This is a genomic window from Plectonema radiosum NIES-515, assembly GCF_025753815.1.
In the GTDB taxonomy this organism is placed as follows: Bacteria; Cyanobacteriota; Cyanobacteriia; order Cyanobacteriales; family Nostocaceae; genus Hassallia; species Hassallia radiosum_A.
In genome coordinates this window covers 16,067-37,453 of record NZ_JAOWRF010000191.1, presented here as the reverse complement: position 1 = coordinate 37,453, position 21,387 = coordinate 16,067, and the positions used below count along the sequence as shown (strand labels likewise).

Genomic DNA, 21,387 nt, shown 5'->3' with positions numbered 1-21,387 from the left:
CTCTGTAGAAAGAAAGTAATTGAATTCACCTAAAAGATATGAAAAAATTCAGTGTTGACTAAATGTACCTATTATGGTACGTTAGTAATAATATCAGGTCTGACTAATTTAAACAGATTTGATATATGACAGAGAAACGAATTCCAGCAAAGTTCTATCAAAATGAAAATGGTAAGGAACCAGTTCGTGATTGGTTAAAAAACTTAGACCGAGAAGAACGTCGGTTAATCGGTGCGGACATTAAAACAGTGGAATTTGGTTTTCCAATTGGAATGCCGATTTGTCGTCCAATGGGTGATGGACTTTTTGAAGTCCGTACAAATTTACCTCAAGGTATAGCCCGTGTGCTATTTTGTATCCATGAAGGTGAGATGATTTTACTTCATGGATTTATTAAAAAATCTCAAAAAACTCCTAAACAAGAGTTGAATTTAGCGAAGGAGCGGAAATTAGAGGTAAAAGGATGAACAAAAACTTATATATTGGTTCGTCTTTTGATGATTTTCTAGAAGAAGAAGGCATACTTGAAGAGATTAATTTGATTGCCATCAAGCGAGTTATAGCTTGGCAAATTAAACATGCGATGGAAGAGAAAAAACTAACAAAGTCAGAAATGGCCAAACAGATGAAAACTAGCAGGTCATCTCTTGATAGACTTTTAGATCCAAACAACGCATCCGTAACCTTAGACACTATTGATCGTGCAGCAAAAATTATTGGTAAGCGAGTACGTCTTGAATTAGTAGATGCAATGAGCGATCGCCAAAATTAAAACTAAAGCACCCTTATAAGCTTTATACACGGGTGCTTTTTTATTGAACTGAGGGCTATTGCGCTTACTGTAGACACTTCTACTAATAATCACATTAACTGACTTGCGTTATCTTTGAGCCAAAAAAACAGTGGGAACTCACAAAAATAACCCAGTGTCTACTCTCAGAGTTATTGAAAAATAAACACATGAAGAAACTATTATTAATTAATTCAATCGTTTCTCTTTCTCTTTTTTCGACAACAATAGCTGTTGGGGAAGAATCTCCATTTGATAAGTGGACTACACTAGGGAAGACAAACGATGGTGAAGTTTTAGTTTTGAATGATGCAAGCGTCGAAATCATTGATATACAGATAGACGAGTCCATTAATAATGAAGATGGATTTTATCAGAATTTACCGATGACAAAAGCAGTACAGTTCGATTACCGCATAGGGGGAAGAAAGCGTCGCGCTTACACAAAATCTTGCAAAAATGGTGTTGTTATCGGTAACTCAAATTGGAAAACCTACACTACCGCTATAGACTACAAGTTTCAGTATTTTTTAGTGGAAGCGGATAGTGAGGCTAGCAAAAAGATGATCCGACGTGTTTGTTCGTTGTCTGCTTACAAAACCAAATTGCAAAAGTTTTATGAAAAAGCCGCGAAATATTGACTTTCGCAGCTTCGGTGTGGTGTGAGGAATTTAACTCATCTCATATTAAACTTATGTGACCAAAAGCAACGCGCTTGTTACAGTTTTTGTAACGAAGTTACTCTAACACCAAAGCACCACCACAACTCGAACCACATCCAGCGGTGCAACCATAGCAATAAGCAGCAGTTTGTACCTCATCAATTAAGTCTAAACTCCCAGCTTCTAGCAACTTAGCAACTGTCAAGGTTTCGCGATCGCGAGTTTTCGCAGGTAGATTCATCATCTGATTAAAGTCACAATCATAGACATTACCTAAATAGTCAATTGAAAGTTCATCACGACACATCAAATTTTCAATTGTACTACCATTAAAATGCGACTCTAAAAACTGCAAATAGGGTGCGTAAAGCTTCTTACGTTCTAAATGCATTTTAGTTCGACCTACTGGGATATTTGTGATTGTGAATAGGTTGTTAAACGCAATGCCAAAATGTTCTTGCAAGAACATTTTATAATCCTTTTCCAACTGACTCTGTTCGGGAGTTAAGGAGAAATTTTCGGTTGTAGGTAATTGGGGATTATACACCAAATCTAAAATTAAATCTGGCTCTTTTCCATAACCGACTTTATTCAGCCATTGCACAGCAAGAATTGAATCATCAAAAACACCAAGACCCCGCATTTTATCAACATTATCTGCTAAATAGCAAGGCAGAGAAGCAACAACTCTCACTTGATGTTTCGCAAAATATTCTGGTAAATCACCAAAACCATCTTCAAAGAAAATTGTCAAATTAGACCGGACAATTACCTGTTTCCCCGTTGCTTTTGCAGCTTCTACTAGTAGCTTAAATCCATAATTCATCTCAGGGGCACCACCTGTCAAGTCAACAATTTTAATTTCGGGGAATCTGTGAATTACTTCTATTAACTGTTCGCAAATTTCCGGGGTAAGTTCTTCTGTGCGTTTGGGTCCCGCTTCCACATGACAGTGCGTACAAGCGAGGTTGCAGCGCTTACCCAAGTTTATTTGCAATACATTAATTCCCTTTTTTGTCAAGGGATAACTTAGTTTTTCTTTGAAAGGTGTTATTGTTAATTTGGTTTGCATTGGCTAAGACTTTATTAAAATTGCGAAAATTAAGCCATTTTTTGACCCCTACTTTAACAACAACCGCCGCCATCATAATACCATGTAGAATCAGTGATTATTATCTCTCGTGGCATTGATTTATTAAGTTTCGCGGCTGTTTTATCGCACACTGCTGCTGGAACTCCACGTTGAAGAATATGTCCGGCATTATCATCAAAAATTTCTTGTGTCCCCGCATAAATTGCTGTTTTGCCTGTAAAAATACAAGCACCATCTTCGGGAATGATAACTTTAAAAGAGACAGAATCGAGACTTTCTAAAAGTAAATTATCTTCTAAATTGTAAGTTTGAGAATCTAAAAGACGATAAGGACGACGGGCACGAATTTCCACTTGACCAAAGCCAGCATTGATGATACGTTGAGTATACTCTTCATAAGTGAGTGCGCCTGATAAACACATCGCTCGTAACCGTTCATCTTGTTGTAAATGAAGGGGAATTGGAGAAGTAGCGATGGGGTCACTCATTTGCAAGCGTCCACCTGGTTTTAATACCCGATATGCTTCTTTTAAAGCACGAGTTAAATCTTCTGGTTCAAAGATATTAAAAAGGCAATTTTGCGCGACGACATCGACAGAAGCATCATCAACTGGTAAGTTGAAAGCATCCCCTTCACGAATTTCTACAAAGCTAGTATCAAACCAAGAGTTTTCTTTTGCGGCAATTTTTAAATTGCGTCTAGCAGCTTCACGCATCGCAGCAACCGGATCGACTGCAATTACAGCACTTTGACGACGAGAAAAATAAGCAAATTGCAACGCTTCTAACCCACCACCAACCCCAACATACAAGACTGTAGGTTGGTTTGCAAGTTCAGTAGTGTGAACGGTGGTGCCGCAACCATAGTTCATTTCCTGCATTTGCAAGGGAATATGCAATCCTGGCAATTGCAAGGATGAACTTTGGACACAACAAAGTCCAACTTGGGGTGTTTGTGCGACTTCGCTGTAGAATTGCGCTGCTGCTTCTAAATAGGTCATTGTCGTTGTGAAGTTTAGGGTTCGCTTTGTGAATAGTAATACAACTAACTTTATGTAAGATTAATTTTTGCTGAGTATTGTGTTTTGAAATACATTAAAGGCAAGCGATCGCACTTTTTCTATATTACAGCAGACTGCGTTCTAATCGAATACGCGTAGAGACGTAGAACTGCTACGTCTCTACAAGCTTTTGGGTTTGATATATCATTTATCTGAAATCTGCTGTATTTTATATTTGTGGTGAGATGAGTCAATTATCGGATGATGACATTTATCAAGAAGTCGGTAAGATAGTTGCCAACTTTAGAATCCTTAAATGCTACGAATGTGCTCAAGCTGTGATGCAATGGTTGGCAGAAAATGGTATTGAGGGCAGAATTATTAAAATTCAAACTGCATATGGTGAAGATTATATAATTAGTACACGCTTAGAAAGTCAGGGAATAATCGATTCAATTACACTCAATGGGATTCATTACGGGGTAGAGGTTAAAGAAAGAGTCTTTGATAATCTCTCAACGGAAGGATTGCCTACAGAGGATTGGTTAAATGATTTTCAATGTCCCAGTGAAGAGTTTTTGATTGACTATTTGAATGAGTTGTAAAATAAATTAGTAACTTAGAACAAAGTGAAATAAGTAATATGAGTAGATTGTTTGATATTTTGCAAAAAATTAAGGCGAAACCAGGTATGTATATAGGACGTGCTTCAGTTAGCGACCTTTTTATGTTTTTAGTAGGTTATAAAACTGCTTTAAGAGAATTAAAGATTGAATCAACTGAGGATGAGATGGATTTTTATCGTGAGTTTCAACCTTGGTTACAACAAAAGTATCATGTCTCAACTTCTAATTCTTGGGCAAAAATTATTATGCTCTACTGTGTTAATGAAAAGGAAGGATTTGAAAGTTTCTTTAAGTTACTTGATGATTTTTTGGCGCGGGATAAAAATCTAGAATCTCATAGAGTTGATAAAATGATAGTTAACGCGAACAAAATTGTATTAAGAAGCTTGAATGATGAATCCAACCTTCAGCAAGAAGACGCAGTTTAATGCGGTCAGATGTTTATTTGACAGTAAAGGAATGTTTGGCAACAAAGTAATCTGCATCTACGTTTTTCCAGATTAAACAGATAATACAATGTCAAGTTAGTATGATTTGCTATCCGTATATAAAGCATCTAGTAAAAGAAATATTTTAATTAAGCATAATTAATTCTTACGCTTATGTTAAACAAGATTTAACTTTTAACCATTATACATCTCCAAAAATTCAATATGCGTTATCCAGAACCCTTGTAGAGACGCGAAATTTCGCGTCTCTACATTCTTTTTCGGAGATGTCTATTAAATAATATCCATGTTTGATATCCTATCATAAAGGTTATTAATCTTTATTTTTCGATATTTCTTTGAGATTCGATCAAATAACCGACTAGCAGTAACGGTTATAACTGCACATTTTTTAGGTAAAGAAAAGACTGGTCATAAGTAAGATGACTATCATTTTCAAGTTAACTAAACTTGCATACTTGTAGGTTAGTCAAAATCCTCTTGTAATGGAGTTCGGTATGATATTAGCGACCCCGACCCAATCAAAGCCTTTAACTGATGAAGAATTGCGTAAAATCAACGCTTATTGGTGTGCAGCGAACTATCTTTCAGTTGGACAAATCTATTTATTAGACAATCCACTACTCACTGAACCGCTGAAGCAAGAACATGTCAAACCCAGACTTCTGGGTCATTGGGGGACAACTCCGGGTCTTAACTTTATTTACGTTCACCTCAACCGAGTTATCAAAAAGAATGACCTGAACACAATTTATATTGCAGGTCCTGGTCACGGTGGTCCGGGATTGGTCGCTAACACTTATCTGGAAGGGACTTACAGCGAATATTACCCGAATATTTCCCCAGATGCCGAGGGGATGAAAAAGCTCTTCAAACAGTTTTCTTTTCCTGGTGGTATTCCCAGTCACGTTGCACCAGAAACTCCCGGTTCGATTCATGAAGGTGGTGAACTCGGCTATTCTTTATCTCACGCTTACGGTGCAGCTTTTGATAATCCTGACTTGATTGTTGCTTGCGTTATCGGTGATGGTGAAGCAGAAACTGGACCTTTAGCAGCTAGTTGGCACTCGAACAAATTTCTCAATCCGGTGCATGATGGTGCTGTACTGCCGATTTTACACCTGAACGGTTACAAAATTGCTAACCCAACAGTGCTAGCACGAATCAGCCATGAAGAGTTAGAAAGTTTATTTGTCGGTTACGGCTATAAACCTTACTTTGTCGAAGGTTCCGACCCAGAAATTGTACATCAATTGATGGCGGCAACCCTAGATACTGTAATTCAGGAAATCAAAGAGATTCAAGAAGATGCTCGGAGTAATGGCTTTACAGAGCGATCGCGTTTTCCAATGATTATTCTGAGAACTCCTAAAGGTTGGACTGGACCAAAAGAGGTTGACGGCAAAAAAACAGAAGATTTTTGGCGATCGCATCAAGTTCCTTTTGGAGAAATCGCTACCAAACCAGCACACCTCAAACTCCTGGAAGAGTGGATGCGAAGTTACAAACCAGAAGAACTCTTCGATATTAATGGTACACTAATTCCCGAACTCGCCGAACTCGCCCCGAAAAAACAGCGTCGCATGGGAGACAATCCCCACGCTAACGGTGGTATTTTGCTGCGTGACCTGAAAATGCCTGACTTGAAAAATTACGCTGTTGAAGTTGACAAACCGGGTGCAGTTGTTGCCGAAGCTACCAAGGTAATGGGTAAATTCCTGCGGGATGTCATGAAACTCAACTCCCAACAGCGCAACTTTCGGATTGTTGGACCAGACGAAACTCAATCGAATCGGCTGGACGCTGTATTTGAAGTTACACAACGAGCTTGGGATGCCGAAATACTCCCAGAAGACGAAAAGCTCTCCCCCGATGGACGAGTGATGGAAATCCTCAGCGAACATACTTGTCAAGGTTGGTTAGAAGGATATCTCCTCACCGGTCGTCACGGCTTCTTCTCTTGCTATGAAGCGTTTATCCACATAATTGACTCGATGTTCAACCAACACGCAAAATGGTTGAAAACTACTCGTCATATTCCTTGGCGCCGAGCGATCGCTTCTCTCAACTATCTCCTAACTTCCCACGTTTGGCGACAAGACCACAACGGCTTTTCTCACCAAGACCCAGGTTTTATCGATCATGTAGTCAACAAAAAATCTGAAGTCATTCGGGTTTATTTGCCACCCGATGCCAATACGCTGCTATCTGTCACAGACCACTGTTTGCGAAGCCGCAACTATGTCAACGTCATCGTCGCTGGCAAGCAACCCGCGTTGCAGTATCTTGATATGGAAGCTGCAATTAAACATTGTAGCAAAGGCATCGGGATTTGGGAATGGGCAAGCAATGACAAAGGCTTTGAACCGGATGTGGTGATGGGTTGTGCGGGAGACGTCCCGACGCTGGAAACTTTAGCGGCAGTAGATATTCTCCGCCAGAACTTCCCTGACTTGAAGGTGCGCGTGGTCAATGTGGTAGACTTGATGACACTACAACCACAAAGCGAGCATCCCCACGGATTGAGCGATAAAGATTTTGATAGTCTCTTTACGACTGACAAACCTGTAATTTTCGCCTTTCATGCCTACCCTTGGTTAATTCATCGCCTCACTTATCGTCGCACTAACCATAATAACTTTCATGTGCGCGGTTATAAAGAGGAAGGAACGACTACCACACCGTTTGATATGGTTGTTCTTAACGAATTAGACCGCTTTAGTTTAGTGGATGATGTGATTGACAGAGTGCCAAAATTAGGGTATAAAGCTGCTTATGTCAAGCAGATGATGCACGACAAGTTGATTTCACATAAGCTTTACATTAACGAACATGGCGATGATATGCCAGAAATTCGCCACTGGAAATGGCAGGACTCAGGTGAGAACACTGATGTCGGTCATGAGGGAAGTTAAATTTAGTAAGGACGAAGAGTGCTTAAAATGAAATAGCGATCGCCTTCATGATTTGGGGAATACTGAAATAAGAACACCAACCATCAATTAGCAGTATTTGGATACCAGATAGATTCTATGGTGTGAGCGACATTCATTGCTTCATTTTGATTATCTAGCAAAACCGTGACGTGTCCTAATTTCCGCCCCAAACGCGATTCAGTTTTCCCATACCAGTGCAAGTGCGCTCTGGGAATCTGCAACAAGTGCGATCGCTTTTTTTGGTAGTCGAAGAGAGAATCTTCATATCCCAAAAGATTAACCATTACAGCACCACCGCAGCGCAAAACCGGATTACCCAAAGTCATACCACACACCGCTCTTAAATGTTGCTCAAATTGCGAGGTTTCGCAAGCATCAAGGGAAAAATGCCCAGAATTGTGCGTTCTTGGAGCAATTTCATTTACCAGCACTTTTCCATCTGCGGTGAGAAATAGCTCAATCCCAAAAACACCTACTACTTGCAGGCTATTTAATATAGTGTGAGCGATCGCTTCTATTTCTGCTGCAAGTTTTGGTGTAATCTCTGCCGGGGCAATTACCCGACGACATACTTGTTCTTCTTGCTGAGTTTCCACCACTGGGTAGGTTACAACTTCCCCATCAACAGAACGCGCTCCAATTATCGCTAGCTCTCGTTCAAAAGGGACAAATTCTTCTATTAAAAATGCACTTTCTGTGATATCATAATCTAACTTGGGTTGTAAACTAGCAAAATCTTTAATAATGAAAGTACCTTGACCGTCATAACCGTGACGTCGGGATTTGAGAACTAAGGGAAAACCCAACTTAGATGCAAATTTTTCGTGATCTTGATGCTCGACGGCGAAAAATTCCGGTACAGGTAAACCCAAGTCGCGTAAATAGCAGCGTTGATGATATTTATCTAAAAGGGGAGTTAAAGCTTCTAACCTAGGGCGGAAGCAAACGCCTTGATGTGCCAGGATTGATAAAGCGTCTAAGTCAACAAATTCGTTTTCAAAGGTGATAATATCGCATAATCTTGCTAAAACAGCGGTGGCTGTGGCATCATCAATTTTCGCGAAAACTGTATCAGATGCGATCGCTACAGCCGGATCTTGTTTGTTAGGAGTCTGCACCACCAATTCTAATCCTAGCTTTTGGGCTGCGTCTCCCATCATCCAGGCAAGTTGTCCACCACCAATCACACCAACCCGCTTCAAAGTTGACATCCTAAAGAATCACGAGTTTCTATGCCAGTTTGGGAATTTACACCGCTGGCTTTTGTACACAGTTCTTTGATTTGCACTTTATCCAAAATCGCATCGCTAAAATCTGCACCTTTGATATTTACATTAGTAAAGATAGAGCGAAGCAAAAGAGCTTCTGTTAAATTGGCATCGCTCAAATCAGCCCCTGTTAAGTTTACCTGATCGACGAGTGCATTGCTTAAGTCTGCTTGATGTAGATTTGCTTGTGTCATCGTGCTTGCACTCATTACTGCTCCCCGCAAGTCAGCACCAGCAAAGTTAGTTAGTTCCATATTTGCGTTAGAAAATTCAGCCGCTTGCAAACTTTGCCCGGAAAAATCCCGTTTTGTCAATTGTGCATTGCTAAATGACAATGGATGAGTCCAGTCTGCGAGTGCTGGTGTTGCCCAGTTCAAGCAAAATACAATCATCAAGATAATAGGGATAAACCCCGTCTTTAAAGACGGGGTATTCGTTAACGCTAACTTTTGCTGCAAAAACATATTCGCTTGCTGGTTGTGTGTTCTCAGAGCGCGATCGCACAATAGACCGGTCTATTGTGCGATCGCCACGGTTCAAGTTTTAGCTTACCGCAAGTCCCTGGTGTTTTATTCGTTAACTTTTAGGTTTCGGTCTTGACAAAGGCAACTTGTAACAGTTTGTTAAGGTTGATAGCAGCAAACTATGATGTGTGGAAGTTATTACCAAATACCGATGATAATAATCAAGCCTTTGCTAAATAAATATTAGACCTCTTGGATAAATAATTTTTTGTCTCACGCAAAGGCACAAAGGCGCAAAGAAGAACGGAAAGGAAGGACTTTTGCAAGAGGTATATTGTTCATCTGCTGCACAATTAGACAAGCGCAAGGTTTTACACAGTAACCCTAAAATGCGAAGATTTTCTGGTGTAAGTCTTACTAGCAAAGGGTTATAGCTTTTCACAACCAAGGGTTAGCAACACTGCTTTATTTACAATTCTTTATTTATAAATATCTTTTAAAAGTTTGTTATCCTTGATATCAAATGACTATATATTTTTGGAAATCGAAGCAAATATTCACACGTTCATTTACAATTCTTTATATATTAGCTGTTTAAGTAAAGTTTATTATCTTTTAACGCCAAGAGGCTATAGATTACTGTTAGTCTTGTAATTAATAAAAGGTTAGTTTGAGCTTTATATAATAAATGTTTCACATGCTTAACCATTAAAAAGAATCGTTCATTGACAGGGCGATTGGTGGGCAGAGCAGAAACACTCAAGTAGCTAATATTTAACTTCTACATAAATTTCCTAAGTCCAAATTCCCAACTTTGATTATGAAACATTACTCAATTGAATGGATCGAAGAATGGTGTCAAGAAAATGGCTGGACAGATTTATTTGTTGAACGGCGTAATAATTTCTGGGCTTTTCCACCAACAGCGGTAATGCCCGAACCAATCCCTGCTAAAGTTTTGAATGTGATTAAAGCAGAAAAGGGATTAACCTGCGAGGAAAGATGGTTGTCGATCTCAGCAGTAGTGACAACAATCGCTGCCGTAGTTTCAAGTTATTTATTAAAATGCCCAATGCCATTAGTTTTGGCGTTTGCTTTTGATGCGGTAACGATGGCTCAACTGGAAGTTGAAGATATTTAGTGAGTCGGTTCAGGAGATTCGCTCATCCATCAACGCAACTTGACTTGAAGAGTCTCGAATTGCAGATTACAGCACGGGAAAAAACACCCAAGCGCAAAAACAGTTCGCACTTGTCGGCAATTACCCTCTCTTTGAGTCGGCGATAGAATAGATATGGTTGTTTGTCACCTGTGAGGGTGTTGATCCGACTAACAATGCGGCAAAAAGGGGTATTCGTCCTGCCGTAATTTGGAGACGGACTAGTTTTGGTTCTCAAACTCAATCGGGTAGTCATTTTGTGGCTGTAATGCTCAGTGTGGTTACAACGCTCAAGTCCCAAAAGCGCTCCGATTTTAGAGTTGATGACTCAGGCTGTTGTTGCTGCTCGTGGTGGTACAGCCACTCCTTGCTTGGTTCCAGAAACTACTACTTGTTCTGATGATTCTGACTTGTTGAAAGCTGCTTAATTTTATTGCTTAATTTTGGGGTTGTTTTTCGTCTTCTTTATACCCCCTGAATGACGATAAATCTTGTAACAATATTTATAAACTCATTGAAAATTAGTGCATTTCACCCATGCTTACCCAAGAAAAACAACAACGCAATTGGAAACCCATAATTAAGGAATTTGAGGCTGTACTGGGCAAAAATGGGGTAGTACAACGTCGTGAAGAACTCATCACCTATGAGTGCGATGGTTTGACTAGCTATCGTCAACGTCCAGGGGTGGTAGTTTTGCCAAGAACTACAGAACAAGTTGCCCAATTGGTGAAGATATGCGATCGCAATTCTATCCCGTTTATCGCCCGTGGCTCAGGCACCGGTTTATCTGGTGGTGCTTTGCCAATTGAAGATTCTGTTTTAATTGTCACTTCTTTAATGCGGCAAATCCTTAGTGTTGATTTAGAAAATCAGCGCGTAATTGTGCAGCCTGGGGTAATTAACAATTGGGTGACACAAACAGTTTCTGGTGCTGGATTTTACTACGCTCCCGATCCTTCCAGTCAAATTATCTGCTCAATTGGTGGCAATGTCGCAGAAAATTCTGGGGGTGTGCATTGCTTGAAGTACGGTGTCACCACCAACCACGTTCTCGGATTGAAAATTGTCACACCTGATGGTTCAATTGTCGATATTGGCGGACAAATTCCGGAAATGCCTGGTTATGATTTAACAGGTATATTTGTTGGTTCCGAAGGCACCTTAGGAATTGCTACAGAAATTACTTTGCGAATTCTCAAAAGCGCAGAATCTATTTGCGTGCTCTTAGCAGATTTTACCACAGTTGAAGCCGCAGCGGAAAGTGTTTCTGACATCATCAGCGCCGGAATTATTCCCGGTGGGATGGAAATGATGGATAATATCAGCATTAATGCTGTGGAAGATGTTGTGGCTACAAATTGTTATCCCCGCGATGCTACGGCAATTTTGTTAGTAGAAATCGACGGTTTAGAAGTTGAAGTTGCAGCAAATAAACAGCGTGTAGCAGAAATTTGCCTAAAGAATGGTGCGCGTAACATTACATCTGCTAGTGACTTAGAAACGCGATTAAAATTGTGGAAAGGACGCAAAGCTGCTTTTGCCGCAGCGGGACATTTAAGTCCAGATTATTATGTCCAAGATGGCGTAATTCCCCGCACGCAATTACCTGAAGTTTTGCAAGAAATTGAGAGATTAAGTCAAAAGTTTGGTTATCAAATTGCGAATGTATTTCATGCAGGAGATGGCAATCTTCACCCACTAATTCTTTTTGATAACTCCGTTGAAGGAGCATTAGAAAAGGTGGAAGAACTCGGAGGAGAAATTCTTAAGCTTTGTGTGAAAGTAGGTGGAAGTATTTCTGGTGAACATGGCATTGGTGCAGATAAAAAATGTTATATGCCAGATATGTTTAGCGAAATCGATTTAGAAACTATGCAATGGGTGCGGCAAGTTTTTAATCCTCAAGGTTTAGCAAATCCTGGAAAGATTTTTCCCACCCCCCGTACTTGTGGAGAAGCTGCTTCTGCAAGTAAGCAGCAGTTTGAAGGTGTGGAACTGTTTTAAATTTTGCGCTAAGATGCATTTTTAAACAAGATCCCCGACTTCCTCAGAGTTGTCGCAATACGGTTCGGTTAAAAATATTTGTGAACCCAAAACCCTTGTATAGACGTTGCACTTGGTAGTCTCTACATACGTTAACCGAACCGTATTGAGAGTTGTCGGGGATCTAAAGTTATCAATTTTCGCAATTCATTTATATTATATTTATTGGCAAAATCTACTTTAAATGTATTTTTAACCACAGATAAAGTTGATTTTTTTTACTTGAGAAAAAATTGATAAAAATCCGGATTTAGAAGATTTGAGTTTGTAGTTTACAATAGCCGAGAACAGTTAGTCAAAGCCACAAATGAACCGCTTTGCTCGTTATTGCCTATTTTACTTATTATATTTAGGATTAATACTCAAGTTAACAGTATTTTCGCTACCTGATTTACCTGTTAATACTCAAAGTATAAATTCCCCCCAAATACCAGAAATTCGTGGGGTTTGGCTGACTAATGTTGCAAGTGGTGTGCTATTTGTCCCTTGGGGTATCAATCGCGCTTTAAATCAACTCTCAGCGCTGAATTTTAATACAATTTATCCTGTAGTTTGGAATCGAGGATATACTTTTTATAAAAGTCTCCTTGCCAAACAAATAACAGGTTCAGATTCTCAACCTTTGCTAAAATTCATGCACGGGGGAAGAGATGCTTTCACAACCTTAGTCAAGCTTTCTAATGCTAAAAAATTGAGTGTCATTCCTTGGTTTGAATATGGGTTGATGACACCCCATAATTCACAATTGGCAAAAAAATATCCGGAGTGGTTGACAATTGGGCAATCGGGTATTAAATCTATTAAAGAAACTCCTCCAGAAGAAATCAACAACCGCTTTGTAAATAAGGTGGCTTGGCTGAATCCTCTTCATCCGCAAGTTCAAGAGTTTATGAAAGCGTTAATTCTGGAAATTGTTAGTAATTACAATGTCGATGGCATTCAGCTTGATGACCACTTTGCAATGCCTGTACAGTTTGGTTATGATGCTTTTACTGTGGAAGTTTATCAACAAGAACATCAAGGTAAAAGTCCTCCTAAAGATATTTTTAACCCAGAATGGATGCGTTGGCGAGCCGATAAAATTACAGATTTCATGGTGTCCATTCATCAAGCAGTCAAAAAAGTTAAACCGAATGCCAAAATATCTCTATCCCCGAATTCTCAAGCTTTCGCTTATAAATATTACTTACAAGATTGGGAAAGTTGGGTAAAAAAAGGTTTGGTGGATGAGTTGATTTTGCAGGTATATCGAGATGATCCAGACAGTTTTATGGCAGAAATCAGCGCACCATCGGTACAATTTGCGCTTAGTCAAATACCTGTAGTCATAGGAATATCAACCGGTACTTTACGCGATTCTGTGGAAATTGCCCAAATTAAAGAACAAGTGAAAATGGTACGCGATCGCCATTTTGATGGTATCTCTTTTTTCTATTGGGAAAGTTTATGGGGTTACATCGCACCCGAATCCCCTAAAGAACGACGTCTCGCTTTTAGTGAAATTTTCAACCCCACAGCCAAAAAAGTATTGCAGCCTTAAAAATAATGCTACCAAAACCTGTAAAATCTGAACTAGGGTTCACTTTGCTGTGGACTGTAACTACTGTTAGCGGCTTTTTGTTCAGTTTGCTTTTTATTGAAATTGGCGAAAAGGCAGATGTGGGAATTTTACAAGCTGCTATCGGCTCTTTCGCGATCGCACTTCCTCAAAGTTTGATTCTCAGAATTCGCATCTTCTCTTTGATGTGGGTGTTATCAACTGTTTTGGGTTGGGTTGTCATCACGGCTATCAGTGTTGGTGCTATGGGCTGGATCGTCTCCACAAGTCAATTTTTCCCTTTTCGAGTCGTTTATGGCTCAATTTATGGAGCAATTGGCGGTTTTGCAATCGGATTCTTCCAATGGTTGGCTATTTCTCAGGGAGTTCCCTTAGCTTGGAGATGGATATTAGTAAGTTCCCTCAGTTGGGCGATCGCTATACCTGTAGGTTCTATCGTTGGTATGTTTTTGTACTTCATCTCACGGCTATTTTTAGGCGAAATTGTCGGTTTAGCTATTACTTGGCTTTTAGTTGCTATTATTACAGGTATAAATGCGGACAAAATTTTGGGGTAAGTTTGAAGCTAAAATGTTGTTATCAAAAAAGATTAAGAATTGTAAAGAATTATCAGAATATAATTGATTGATCATTAAGTATATGCAAAGATTTTCAGAAAATATTAACATTACAGCAATTTTCAGGTAAATGAACCAGATTATTTTTAGCAGATCGCACTCGGAGCAAAGCCGCAAAGGAAGAAATACAGAAAACATGAGTGTGGTCTAAATACATGAAAACTGCTGTAAGTAAGTTTAGGTGAACGTGCAAATACATTTTCGGCTTCAAAAAGCAGGATTTTTCCAACTGATATCAATTAGGCTTCGGGAGCTAAGGCAGGAAAAGTCGAGAAAGATATAAACATTGATGAGCGAATGCGCTCGAATAGATTGTTTCCGGGGGAGTGAAAAATTTATCCAAATATTATATATACAATAGAGCACTGTGAGTTGAAGAAAGCAAAACTAGACAAAGATCGCATGAATATTAATCCCTTAGAATCAACCGCAGAGTTGAGACAAACATCACCATCGAGTGCGATCGCACTTGATGAGGGTGGAATTGACCCGCAGCGGGAGGAACTTTTAAAAGGGATAGCCGAGAAAATTCACTCTGGTGTAGAATTACAGATAATAATCAATATTTGTCAAGCACGACTTGAATTAGCTGCACAAGCACAAGTTAAAGAACAAGACAAACTCAAACATCTGAAAAACGACTTTTTGCGAACCCTTTCTCATGAATTGCGAACCCCCATAACCAGCATCAGTCTTGCAGCTCAAACATTAGAAAGTCTTCTCCAGCAAGAAGGAGTATTAGAAATAGAATTAGTTCCGCAACTCTTCCAGATACTTGAAAACGAATGCGAACGAGAAAGCAAATTAATTAACGATTTGCTCACACTTGCATACCTCGAAGCTGACATTCAGCCAATGACTTTAATAGCCATTGACTTACAAAGTTGGCTTCCTTCTATCGTCGAGCCTTTTCGAGAACGCATTTCCTGTCAGCAGCTACAATTAAATTTAAGTATTGCTAAAGAACTGCCTTCTTTACAAATAGATATCACAGATTTGGAGCGTATTATCACAGAATTGTTAAATAATGCTTGCAAATATACTCCTGGTGGTGAAGCGATCGCAGTTTCAGCTTACTTGAAAGCAAACACAGTATGCCTTAGCATTAGCAATACTGGCGTTGAGATACCCGACGATCAACTTTCACGCATCTTCGATCCATTTTACCGCATTCCCAATCATGAGAAGTGCAAATATGGTGGAACTGGATTAGGATTAGCATTAGTGAAGAAAATGGTCAGACATTTAAAAGCCACAATTGATGTAGAGAGTGCTGATAATAAGACCATCTTTACCATCCAATTTTAGCCTAACTCACTAGACATAGGAGTAGAAATTAATTATGCGTTGTCCGAACCCCAAGAGACGTAGCACAGAATAGTCTCTACGTATGACTCTGCACCTATGTCTACTTGTCATTCTGCTTTTCCTCAATCCACACAATCTTCAAACTTGACTAAATTTGATTTCCTTGCAAATGCTGGCATATGCTTAAAAAGTATGCTATGATATTAAGACTATAGGGGTGACTAGCTCAATGGTAGAGCATCAGACTCTTAATCTGTTGGTTCTGGGTTCGAGCCCCAGGTCACCCATACCTTGAAAACACATCAAAACCCTTACATTAAAAAAATTCCAGAGATATGATAGAGGATTCGCTAAACAAATTTTTGGGTCTTTTTAGGTCAATTTGAAAGCAAAAGTGGTGTAAAGATGGTGTAAATCCTGCTGTAATCTAAAAAGGTATTTACACCATTAATTAGCCATGACTACTAAGACACCAACAGGTCGGCTTACTAAGGGTTCTGTCTCGGTTATCCTTTCAAATAATCGCATTCAGCTTCGCTTCCATTTTGCAGGTAAGCGCTATTATATTTCAACGGGTTACCCTTATACGCCACAACATTGAAAGCTAGCGGAAATTAAAGCAAAGGAAATAGAGAAGGATATATTGTACGAGCGCTTCGACCCAAATAATTTGGGCAAGTACAATCCACAAATGACAAGGCTATTTCATGATTTCCAAGCATGATGCAGCAATTGCGATCGCCAACAAATTAACGGGTAGTCAATGGGGATTTACCCTTATACATCAACGATTACAGGGGAATCGATGTTTTAGGAATTGCTTCCGAGTGCCACAAAATTCAATGCTGACATTCAATGATGCTTTTATACCTGTTGAATTTAATTTATCAATAAATTCACTTGTAGTAATTCCTGACTCGGTTGAAAATGCGATCGCATCTTGGATTTTTTCCACGGCACTTTTCTCCACAGGTTTTGTTCGTATTCCTCCTTGTAATTCTTGTCGTTCTCTTTTCATCCGTCGCTTTTGTCCCGTGCTTGGTGCTGTTGAAAGGAGTGGAGGAGTGGTTAGTTTGAAGAATTAATGTTGAAAAACCAGGATTGGAAATTATGATTGCAGCTACGTTCGATGGAACTATTGAGCGGATACAAGAATAAATTCAAATCGACGATTTTGGTCGGGGAAAAGCAAGTATTCGGGCAACTGCAAGATTGGCTGGGGTATCTCACGTTTACGATGGTTACCGTCGGTATTGAACGTTATTGATTAGCACCATAATAATTTTGGATACTCGATCGCCGACTAAAACTGTCTCCTTATGGCAAGTCTCTGGAAATTTAATTGTCTTTGTCTGTGAAAATTTCCTCCAAATTTAATGGCTTACCCGCTAACTCAGAAGCTAGCTCCTTCAACTTAAATAGCGTTTCAAAATGTCCTCGATCGAGATGACCTTTCTTTGCCGCTGACAAAGTTCTTTTATCCAAGCCTGTTTTCTCATTGGCTTTTTGAATGGACATATTTTTGTCGTCTGTCCAGTAAGGTGAAAGGTCTACATACTTAGAGGATGTCTGAGAAGTTTCTGATAGGTGATTTTCATAACGCAAGTTGCTTGAGCATTAAACGAATCATGGCAATATAAATGAATGTTTCTGTCGTCTGAGGTAAAATTTCATAATCTTTACTTAATCGTCGGCACCAATTAAACCAACCAAAAGTTCTCTCAACAAGCCAACGTTTAGGTAAAACAACAAAACCTTTTTGTTCCTCATGGCGTGTCACAACACTCCAGAGCCAGCGATAAACATCAATGAGCCAGTGCGTAAAATCCTTTCCACGATATCCCCCGTCAACCCAAATTTTAATCAACCGATTCATGCGATCGCGTACTTGATTAAGTTTAAACAAAACTTGTTTTGCGCCTGCTTGTTCACTCACATTTGCCGCAGTGATTACGACAACTATAAGCAAGCCTAAGGTATCAATAAGTATGTGCCACTTACGTGGGCTTTCTTACTTTTCAGACATCCTCTTAACAGCTTTGAACTGGCAATCGATAACCCCCAATGAACGCCATTTGTCATTTTTACCGATAAATGGTACTTTGAAGAAATCTGAAAATGTTTTTTCAAGTAGTCAATAAAACTGGTCACGAGATGCTTTGAAGCTCCACAGTGCCACGTTTTTAAAGCGGATCACAATGGGAGTTGAATGCATTGGACGATTATGTCTAGATTGCATTGTGCTGTCGAGGATTTAGTAATTTCTCTGATTGTCCGATACCTGGAAAGTAGACGACCCATATTTATCAATTCATGATTTTGTTATTCTGTCAATGCGTAAGTCCTATAAACTATATCGACTAGGGTTATCTCATTCTTGGCAAAACCCGTCCGGAAATAAATAGACATCTGTTGGAAAACATAGAGACGTAGCACTGCTACGTCTTTACAACCCTTGTAAAGACGCGATCAAAGGACATCTCTACATTGTTTTCCGGAAATAAATTACTAGCTCATATTGACATATTGCACCATTTGCAATTAGCTTCATAACCCGCCGTAGAATTAATTCCACGGCTTATAGCTCAAGTCCATTAAAATGGACTGGAACCTTATACAGATGTTTCACTTGATGGGTATTGACATTTTCCGGTTTTGTGGCTAGTAAAGTATCTGCACCACGTACCCAAATTACTTTGCTAGTTGTAACTTCCCACTCTCACAAACCTATCTGCGTTGGATCTGCCTATCTTTGGTGAGACAAATTACATGCAATTTAAATCAGTAGAAAACTTCGCTATGGAATCAGAAAAACTGGATCGTTTTCAAAAGTATGGTGAATCGATTCTCCGGAAAATAGACTCAGTACCGCAACAGCCTTCAAAACAAGAAGATTGGGTTCCAGCTAGCTTAGATGACTGTCTGATTCACCTCCGGGAAGCTGCCCAGAAAACTGTAGAACTTGCTACATCAAGTGTGAAAATCGGTGTGATGGGTGAATTCAGCAGTGGAAAAACTTTGCTTTTAGGCAGTTTGATCGGTTATGCAGATGCTTTACCAATTAGTGAGAATCCTACCACAGGCAATGTTACCGCCATTCACCTCAAACTGCAAGAAGACTTTGCAACTACGCAAGTGAGTAATTTTACTGTGGAATATTTGACTCAGGACGAGGTGAATGAGTGCTTGCGCTTTATGCTGGGGGAGGCAAATCGAAGAACAATCGCAGCTGGATTGTCTTCTATACCCCAAGAAAAGCTGAAAACGTGGAATGATATCCTTAGCTGGTGTGAAGAAGCGTGGAACAATAGTAAAAACTTGGAGTTGCGTTATTTGTTGCGGGAGTTAGTATCTTTCGTTCGCGCTTATAACTCTTATGGTGCGGCGATGTGTGGTAGACTCTACAATATTGATGCTACCACTGCCCGTGATGGACTGACCCTAGCCGATCAGCCGATGGCAATTCAGACTCTCAACTTTAAAGATTTACCACCAACGCATATTAGATTACCAAATGCACCTCAAAGATTGCCCGCAAAGTTATTACAAAATAGCTTTCCGTTGATTCGTCGGGTAGATATTGAGGTAAAAATATCAAAAGATATTTGGGATGTTTCCGGAAATAATGGAACATCAGAGTTTATTTTATTAGATTTTCCCGGATTGGGTGCTGCTAATTCGGGGGTGAGAGATACATTTTTGTCGTTGCGAGAATTGGCAGAAGTACAGACTATTTTAGTGTTGCTAAATGGCAAATCTCCGGGAAGCGATCGCGCTAACAAAATCTTCACGATGATGCAGCAGCAACGTCCCGGACAAGACCTCAAAGATTTAATTTTAGTAGGGGTCGGACGCTTCGATCAACTACCCTTAGAAAGTGAAGGTGGGGAAAGAGAACTTGATAATTTAATTGACGATAAATCAGATAACAATCCTTTAAAAGAAAGCACCGTTTGCCAACAAATCAAAGTTTTGCAAACAACTCTTGGAGGTGCATCAGCATTTACCAGCCAAAAAGAGCGAATTCTTCTACTATCACCACTTTTAGGATTAGCTGATTTAGCCAAACGTTCTAGTAAAGTGAAAGCAGGTTCACCAGAGTTTTTAGCTAACTTAGATTATCCTGATTATTTAGATCGGTCTAAGCGATTGCAATTAAAATGGGGACGTTTAAGCGAACGTTTGTTAGAATCTGATTCCCGCAGTCATCTAGGCAGACAATTGAGTTACTTCGCTCAAGATGGCAGTATTAATAAACTGCGAGAATTGATTCAAAGTCACGTAGCTACTCACGGTTTCAAGCAACTTTATGAAGACACTCGTCGAGCTGCTAATGCTTTGCATCAACAACAAGATAAGTTGAAAAATATCTTAGAAGAAATTAAACAACAAGGCATACCAATGGCAGAAAGTCAATCTTTTCTTGATTTGCGCTTTGCCGTTGAAACCTTAGATAAAACCTACAGAAAATTCCAAAAAGAATTAAGTAAAGAACCACTCAAAGACAAACGAGGAATTACAGTTAGCGATGTGGTGAAAGACGAACTAACTTATAGAATACTTAATTGGAGTCAGTGGACTTTGCTTTTCAACAAAGCAAACAATGGGATGATATCATTAACAGAATCAAAAGGTGCGGCAGGGAAATTATTTGATAGAGGAAATAAAATTAATAGTTCCCTCCCGACCAAAAGCGATGATTTTTATCCGGCATTTGAAAAAACAATTAAAGAACTAGAAGAATTTGCACGCGATCGCCTGAGTCAAGCAGTGGTAGACTCGTTGAGTAAGCTATCAAATCAGATAGCCAAAGAACGCGATCGCTTGCGAGAAATTCTCCATCCCGAACAAGAACAAGACATTCAACAAAAATTTGGTGATGAAGAAGCAGATTTATATTACAAACTGCTTTTAGGATGCGATCCCAATCAATGGAAAGAAGCGATAATTTCCGAAGTCAGTAGCAAAAATAAAACCAGCGTCCCCGCTAAGATGTTCCCCCTAGCGCGTCAAGACGATAAACACAACATCGGACAAATCTTTGATTGGGCGCCAGAAAGAAGCCAAAATAACCCCAGAACCGCTAATCACCAACTTTTAGTGCTGCGACTGCGAGATGAAATTACTGCTAGTGCCAGTTTACATCTTGTGCAGTATGTTAGTGAAGTGAATCAGCAAGTTAATGCCGAATTAGAAGGAATTTTGGATCAGATTGTTCCTTGTTTACAAAATATTTCTAAAAAGGAAGCATTATTAAGATACATTGCAGCGGAAGAATCGCAAATCAATGCGGAAATTCCTACTTGGTTGCAGATTATTTTAGATATTGCTAACTTTGAAAGCAATTCGATTTGATTGTTTTAAACGAACCGCAGAGACACAGAGGACACAGAGGAAGAAAAGAGGAGAG

22 protein-coding genes, 1 tRNA gene and 1 pseudogene are annotated in these 21,387 nt (G+C 39.5%); 17 read left to right on the top strand and 7 right to left on the bottom strand.

Going from position 1 to position 21,387, the window contains the following annotated elements; translation table 11 throughout:
• Window positions 1–125: 125 nt before the first annotated feature.
• The 3 genes from OGM63_RS12695 to OGM63_RS12685 all read left to right on the top strand — a co-directional run bounded on the left by OGM63_RS12695 (window position 126) and on the right by OGM63_RS12685 (window position 1,431).
• The gene (locus OGM63_RS12695; RefSeq protein WP_263745933.1) at window positions 126–467 is read left to right on the top strand and encodes a type II toxin-antitoxin system RelE/ParE family toxin; all 342 of its coding nucleotides are present in this window, start codon (window positions 126–128) and stop codon (window positions 465–467) included.
• Window positions 464–772 (top strand): helix-turn-helix domain-containing protein, encoded by a 309-nt coding sequence (locus OGM63_RS12690; RefSeq protein WP_263745932.1) that lies wholly within the window; start codon window positions 464–466, stop codon window positions 770–772. The genes OGM63_RS12695 and OGM63_RS12690 overlap by 4 nt, the downstream gene beginning before the upstream one ends.
• A 188-nt stretch (window positions 773–960) precedes the next feature.
• On the top strand, window positions 961–1,431 hold the full coding sequence (locus tag OGM63_RS12685) for a hypothetical protein (RefSeq protein WP_263745931.1): 471 nt from the start codon (window positions 961–963) through the stop codon (window positions 1,429–1,431).
• Between the two features lie 97 nt (window positions 1,432–1,528).
• On the opposite strand, the gene arsS is transcribed toward OGM63_RS12685, so the two are convergent.
• Together arsS and arsM are read right to left on the bottom strand one after the other, a co-directional pair.
• Window positions 1,529–2,524, bottom strand: a complete 996-nt coding sequence (gene arsS / locus OGM63_RS12680) for an arsenosugar biosynthesis radical SAM (seleno)protein ArsS (protein ID WP_263745930.1) — start codon at window positions 2,522–2,524, stop codon at window positions 1,529–1,531.
• A 53-nt stretch (window positions 2,525–2,577) separates the two neighbouring features.
• Complete coding sequence (arsM, locus tag OGM63_RS12675; protein ID WP_263745929.1) at window positions 2,578–3,546, bottom strand: arsenosugar biosynthesis arsenite methyltransferase ArsM; 969 nt, start codon at window positions 3,544–3,546, stop codon at window positions 2,578–2,580.
• A gap of 245 nt (window positions 3,547–3,791) precedes the next feature.
• On the opposite strand from arsM, the gene OGM63_RS12670 reads away from it, so the two are divergent.
• The 3 genes from OGM63_RS12670 (at window position 3,792) to OGM63_RS12660 (ending at window position 7,536) form a co-directional block, all read left to right on the top strand.
• Complete coding sequence (locus OGM63_RS12670) at window positions 3,792–4,151, top strand: papain fold toxin domain-containing protein (RefSeq protein ID WP_263745928.1); 360 nt, start codon at window positions 3,792–3,794, stop codon at window positions 4,149–4,151.
• 38 nt (window positions 4,152–4,189) lie between these two features.
• Window positions 4,190–4,600: a hypothetical protein gene (locus OGM63_RS12665; RefSeq protein ID WP_263745927.1), complete on the top strand. Its 411-nt coding sequence runs from the start codon at window positions 4,190–4,192 to the stop codon at window positions 4,598–4,600.
• 518 nt (window positions 4,601–5,118) lie between these two features.
• A complete protein-coding gene (locus OGM63_RS12660) occupies window positions 5,119–7,536 on the top strand; it encodes a phosphoketolase family protein (RefSeq protein WP_263745926.1) in 2,418 nt (805 codons plus the stop codon).
• An 83-nt stretch (window positions 7,537–7,619) separates the two neighbouring features.
• Here OGM63_RS12660 and OGM63_RS12655 read toward each other — a convergent pair whose 3' ends face one another.
• Both OGM63_RS12655 and OGM63_RS12650 read right to left on the bottom strand, forming a co-directional pair.
• On the bottom strand, window positions 7,620–8,768 hold the full coding sequence (locus OGM63_RS12655; protein ID WP_263745925.1) for a 5-(carboxyamino)imidazole ribonucleotide synthase: 1,149 nt from the start codon (window positions 8,766–8,768) through the stop codon (window positions 7,620–7,622).
• The gene (locus tag OGM63_RS12650; protein WP_263745924.1) at window positions 8,756–9,289 is read right to left on the bottom strand and encodes a pentapeptide repeat-containing protein; all 534 of its coding nucleotides are present in this window, start codon (window positions 9,287–9,289) and stop codon (window positions 8,756–8,758) included. The genes OGM63_RS12655 and OGM63_RS12650 overlap by 13 nt, the downstream gene beginning before the upstream one ends.
• A gap of 820 nt (window positions 9,290–10,109) precedes the next feature.
• Here OGM63_RS12650 and OGM63_RS12645 point away from each other — a divergent pair.
• The 10 genes from OGM63_RS12645 (at window position 10,110) to OGM63_RS12605 (ending at window position 17,244) form a co-directional block, all read left to right on the top strand.
• Window positions 10,110–10,430 (top strand): slr1957 family protein, encoded by a 321-nt coding sequence (locus OGM63_RS12645; protein ID WP_263745923.1) that lies wholly within the window; start codon window positions 10,110–10,112, stop codon window positions 10,428–10,430.
• Window positions 10,431–10,723: 293 nt separating this feature from the next.
• Window positions 10,724–10,876 carry a hypothetical protein gene (locus OGM63_RS12640; RefSeq protein WP_263745922.1) on the top strand — a complete coding sequence of 51 codons (153 nt, stop codon included), beginning with the start codon at window positions 10,724–10,726 and terminating at the stop codon, window positions 10,874–10,876.
• A gap of 109 nt (window positions 10,877–10,985) precedes the next feature.
• On the top strand, window positions 10,986–12,455 hold the full coding sequence (gene glcD, locus OGM63_RS12635; RefSeq protein WP_263745921.1) for a glycolate oxidase subunit GlcD: 1,470 nt from the start codon (window positions 10,986–10,988) through the stop codon (window positions 12,453–12,455).
• Window positions 12,456–12,801: 346 nt separating this feature from the next.
• Complete coding sequence (locus tag OGM63_RS12630) at window positions 12,802–14,034, top strand: glycoside hydrolase family 10-like protein (protein WP_263745920.1); 1,233 nt, start codon at window positions 12,802–12,804, stop codon at window positions 14,032–14,034.
• Between the two features lie 5 nt (window positions 14,035–14,039).
• Window positions 14,040–14,609, top strand: coding sequence for a hypothetical protein (locus OGM63_RS12625; RefSeq protein ID WP_263745919.1), 570 nt, complete (start codon window positions 14,040–14,042; stop codon window positions 14,607–14,609).
• A gap of 432 nt (window positions 14,610–15,041) precedes the next feature.
• Window positions 15,042–15,977, top strand: a complete 936-nt coding sequence (locus tag OGM63_RS12620) for a sensor histidine kinase (RefSeq protein WP_263745918.1) — start codon at window positions 15,042–15,044, stop codon at window positions 15,975–15,977.
• Between the two features lie 215 nt (window positions 15,978–16,192).
• Window positions 16,193–16,264: transfer RNA gene (locus OGM63_RS12615), tRNA-Lys, on the top strand.
• A gap of 170 nt (window positions 16,265–16,434) precedes the next feature.
• Complete coding sequence (locus OGM63_RS29810; RefSeq protein ID WP_375340482.1) at window positions 16,435–16,578, top strand: Arm DNA-binding domain-containing protein; 144 nt, start codon at window positions 16,435–16,437, stop codon at window positions 16,576–16,578.
• A 106-nt stretch (window positions 16,579–16,684) separates the two neighbouring features.
• On the top strand, window positions 16,685–17,062 hold the full coding sequence (locus OGM63_RS12610; protein ID WP_263745917.1) for a hypothetical protein: 378 nt from the start codon (window positions 16,685–16,687) through the stop codon (window positions 17,060–17,062).
• 44 nt (window positions 17,063–17,106) lie between these two features.
• Window positions 17,107–17,244, top strand: coding sequence for a hypothetical protein (locus OGM63_RS12605; RefSeq protein WP_263745916.1), 138 nt, complete (start codon window positions 17,107–17,109; stop codon window positions 17,242–17,244).
• Between the two features lie 71 nt (window positions 17,245–17,315).
• Here OGM63_RS12605 and OGM63_RS12600 read toward each other — a convergent pair whose 3' ends face one another.
• The 3 genes and pseudogenes from OGM63_RS12600 to OGM63_RS30100 form a co-directional block, all read right to left on the bottom strand.
• Window positions 17,316–17,582, bottom strand: a complete 267-nt coding sequence (locus OGM63_RS12600; RefSeq protein ID WP_263745915.1) for a hypothetical protein — start codon at window positions 17,580–17,582, stop codon at window positions 17,316–17,318.
• Window positions 17,572–17,967, bottom strand: a complete 396-nt coding sequence (locus OGM63_RS12595) for a transposase (RefSeq protein ID WP_263745943.1) — start codon at window positions 17,965–17,967, stop codon at window positions 17,572–17,574. The genes OGM63_RS12600 and OGM63_RS12595 overlap by 11 nt, the downstream gene beginning before the upstream one ends.
• Before the next feature lie 21 nt (window positions 17,968–17,988).
• Window positions 17,989–18,216, bottom strand: a pseudogene (locus OGM63_RS30100) (DUF5895 domain-containing protein).
• Between the two features lie 530 nt (window positions 18,217–18,746).
• Here OGM63_RS30100 and OGM63_RS12585 point away from each other — a divergent pair.
• A complete protein-coding gene (locus OGM63_RS12585) occupies window positions 18,747–21,332 on the top strand; it encodes a GTPase family protein (RefSeq protein WP_263745913.1) in 2,586 nt (861 codons plus the stop codon).
• Window positions 21,333–21,387: the final 55 nt, after the last annotated feature.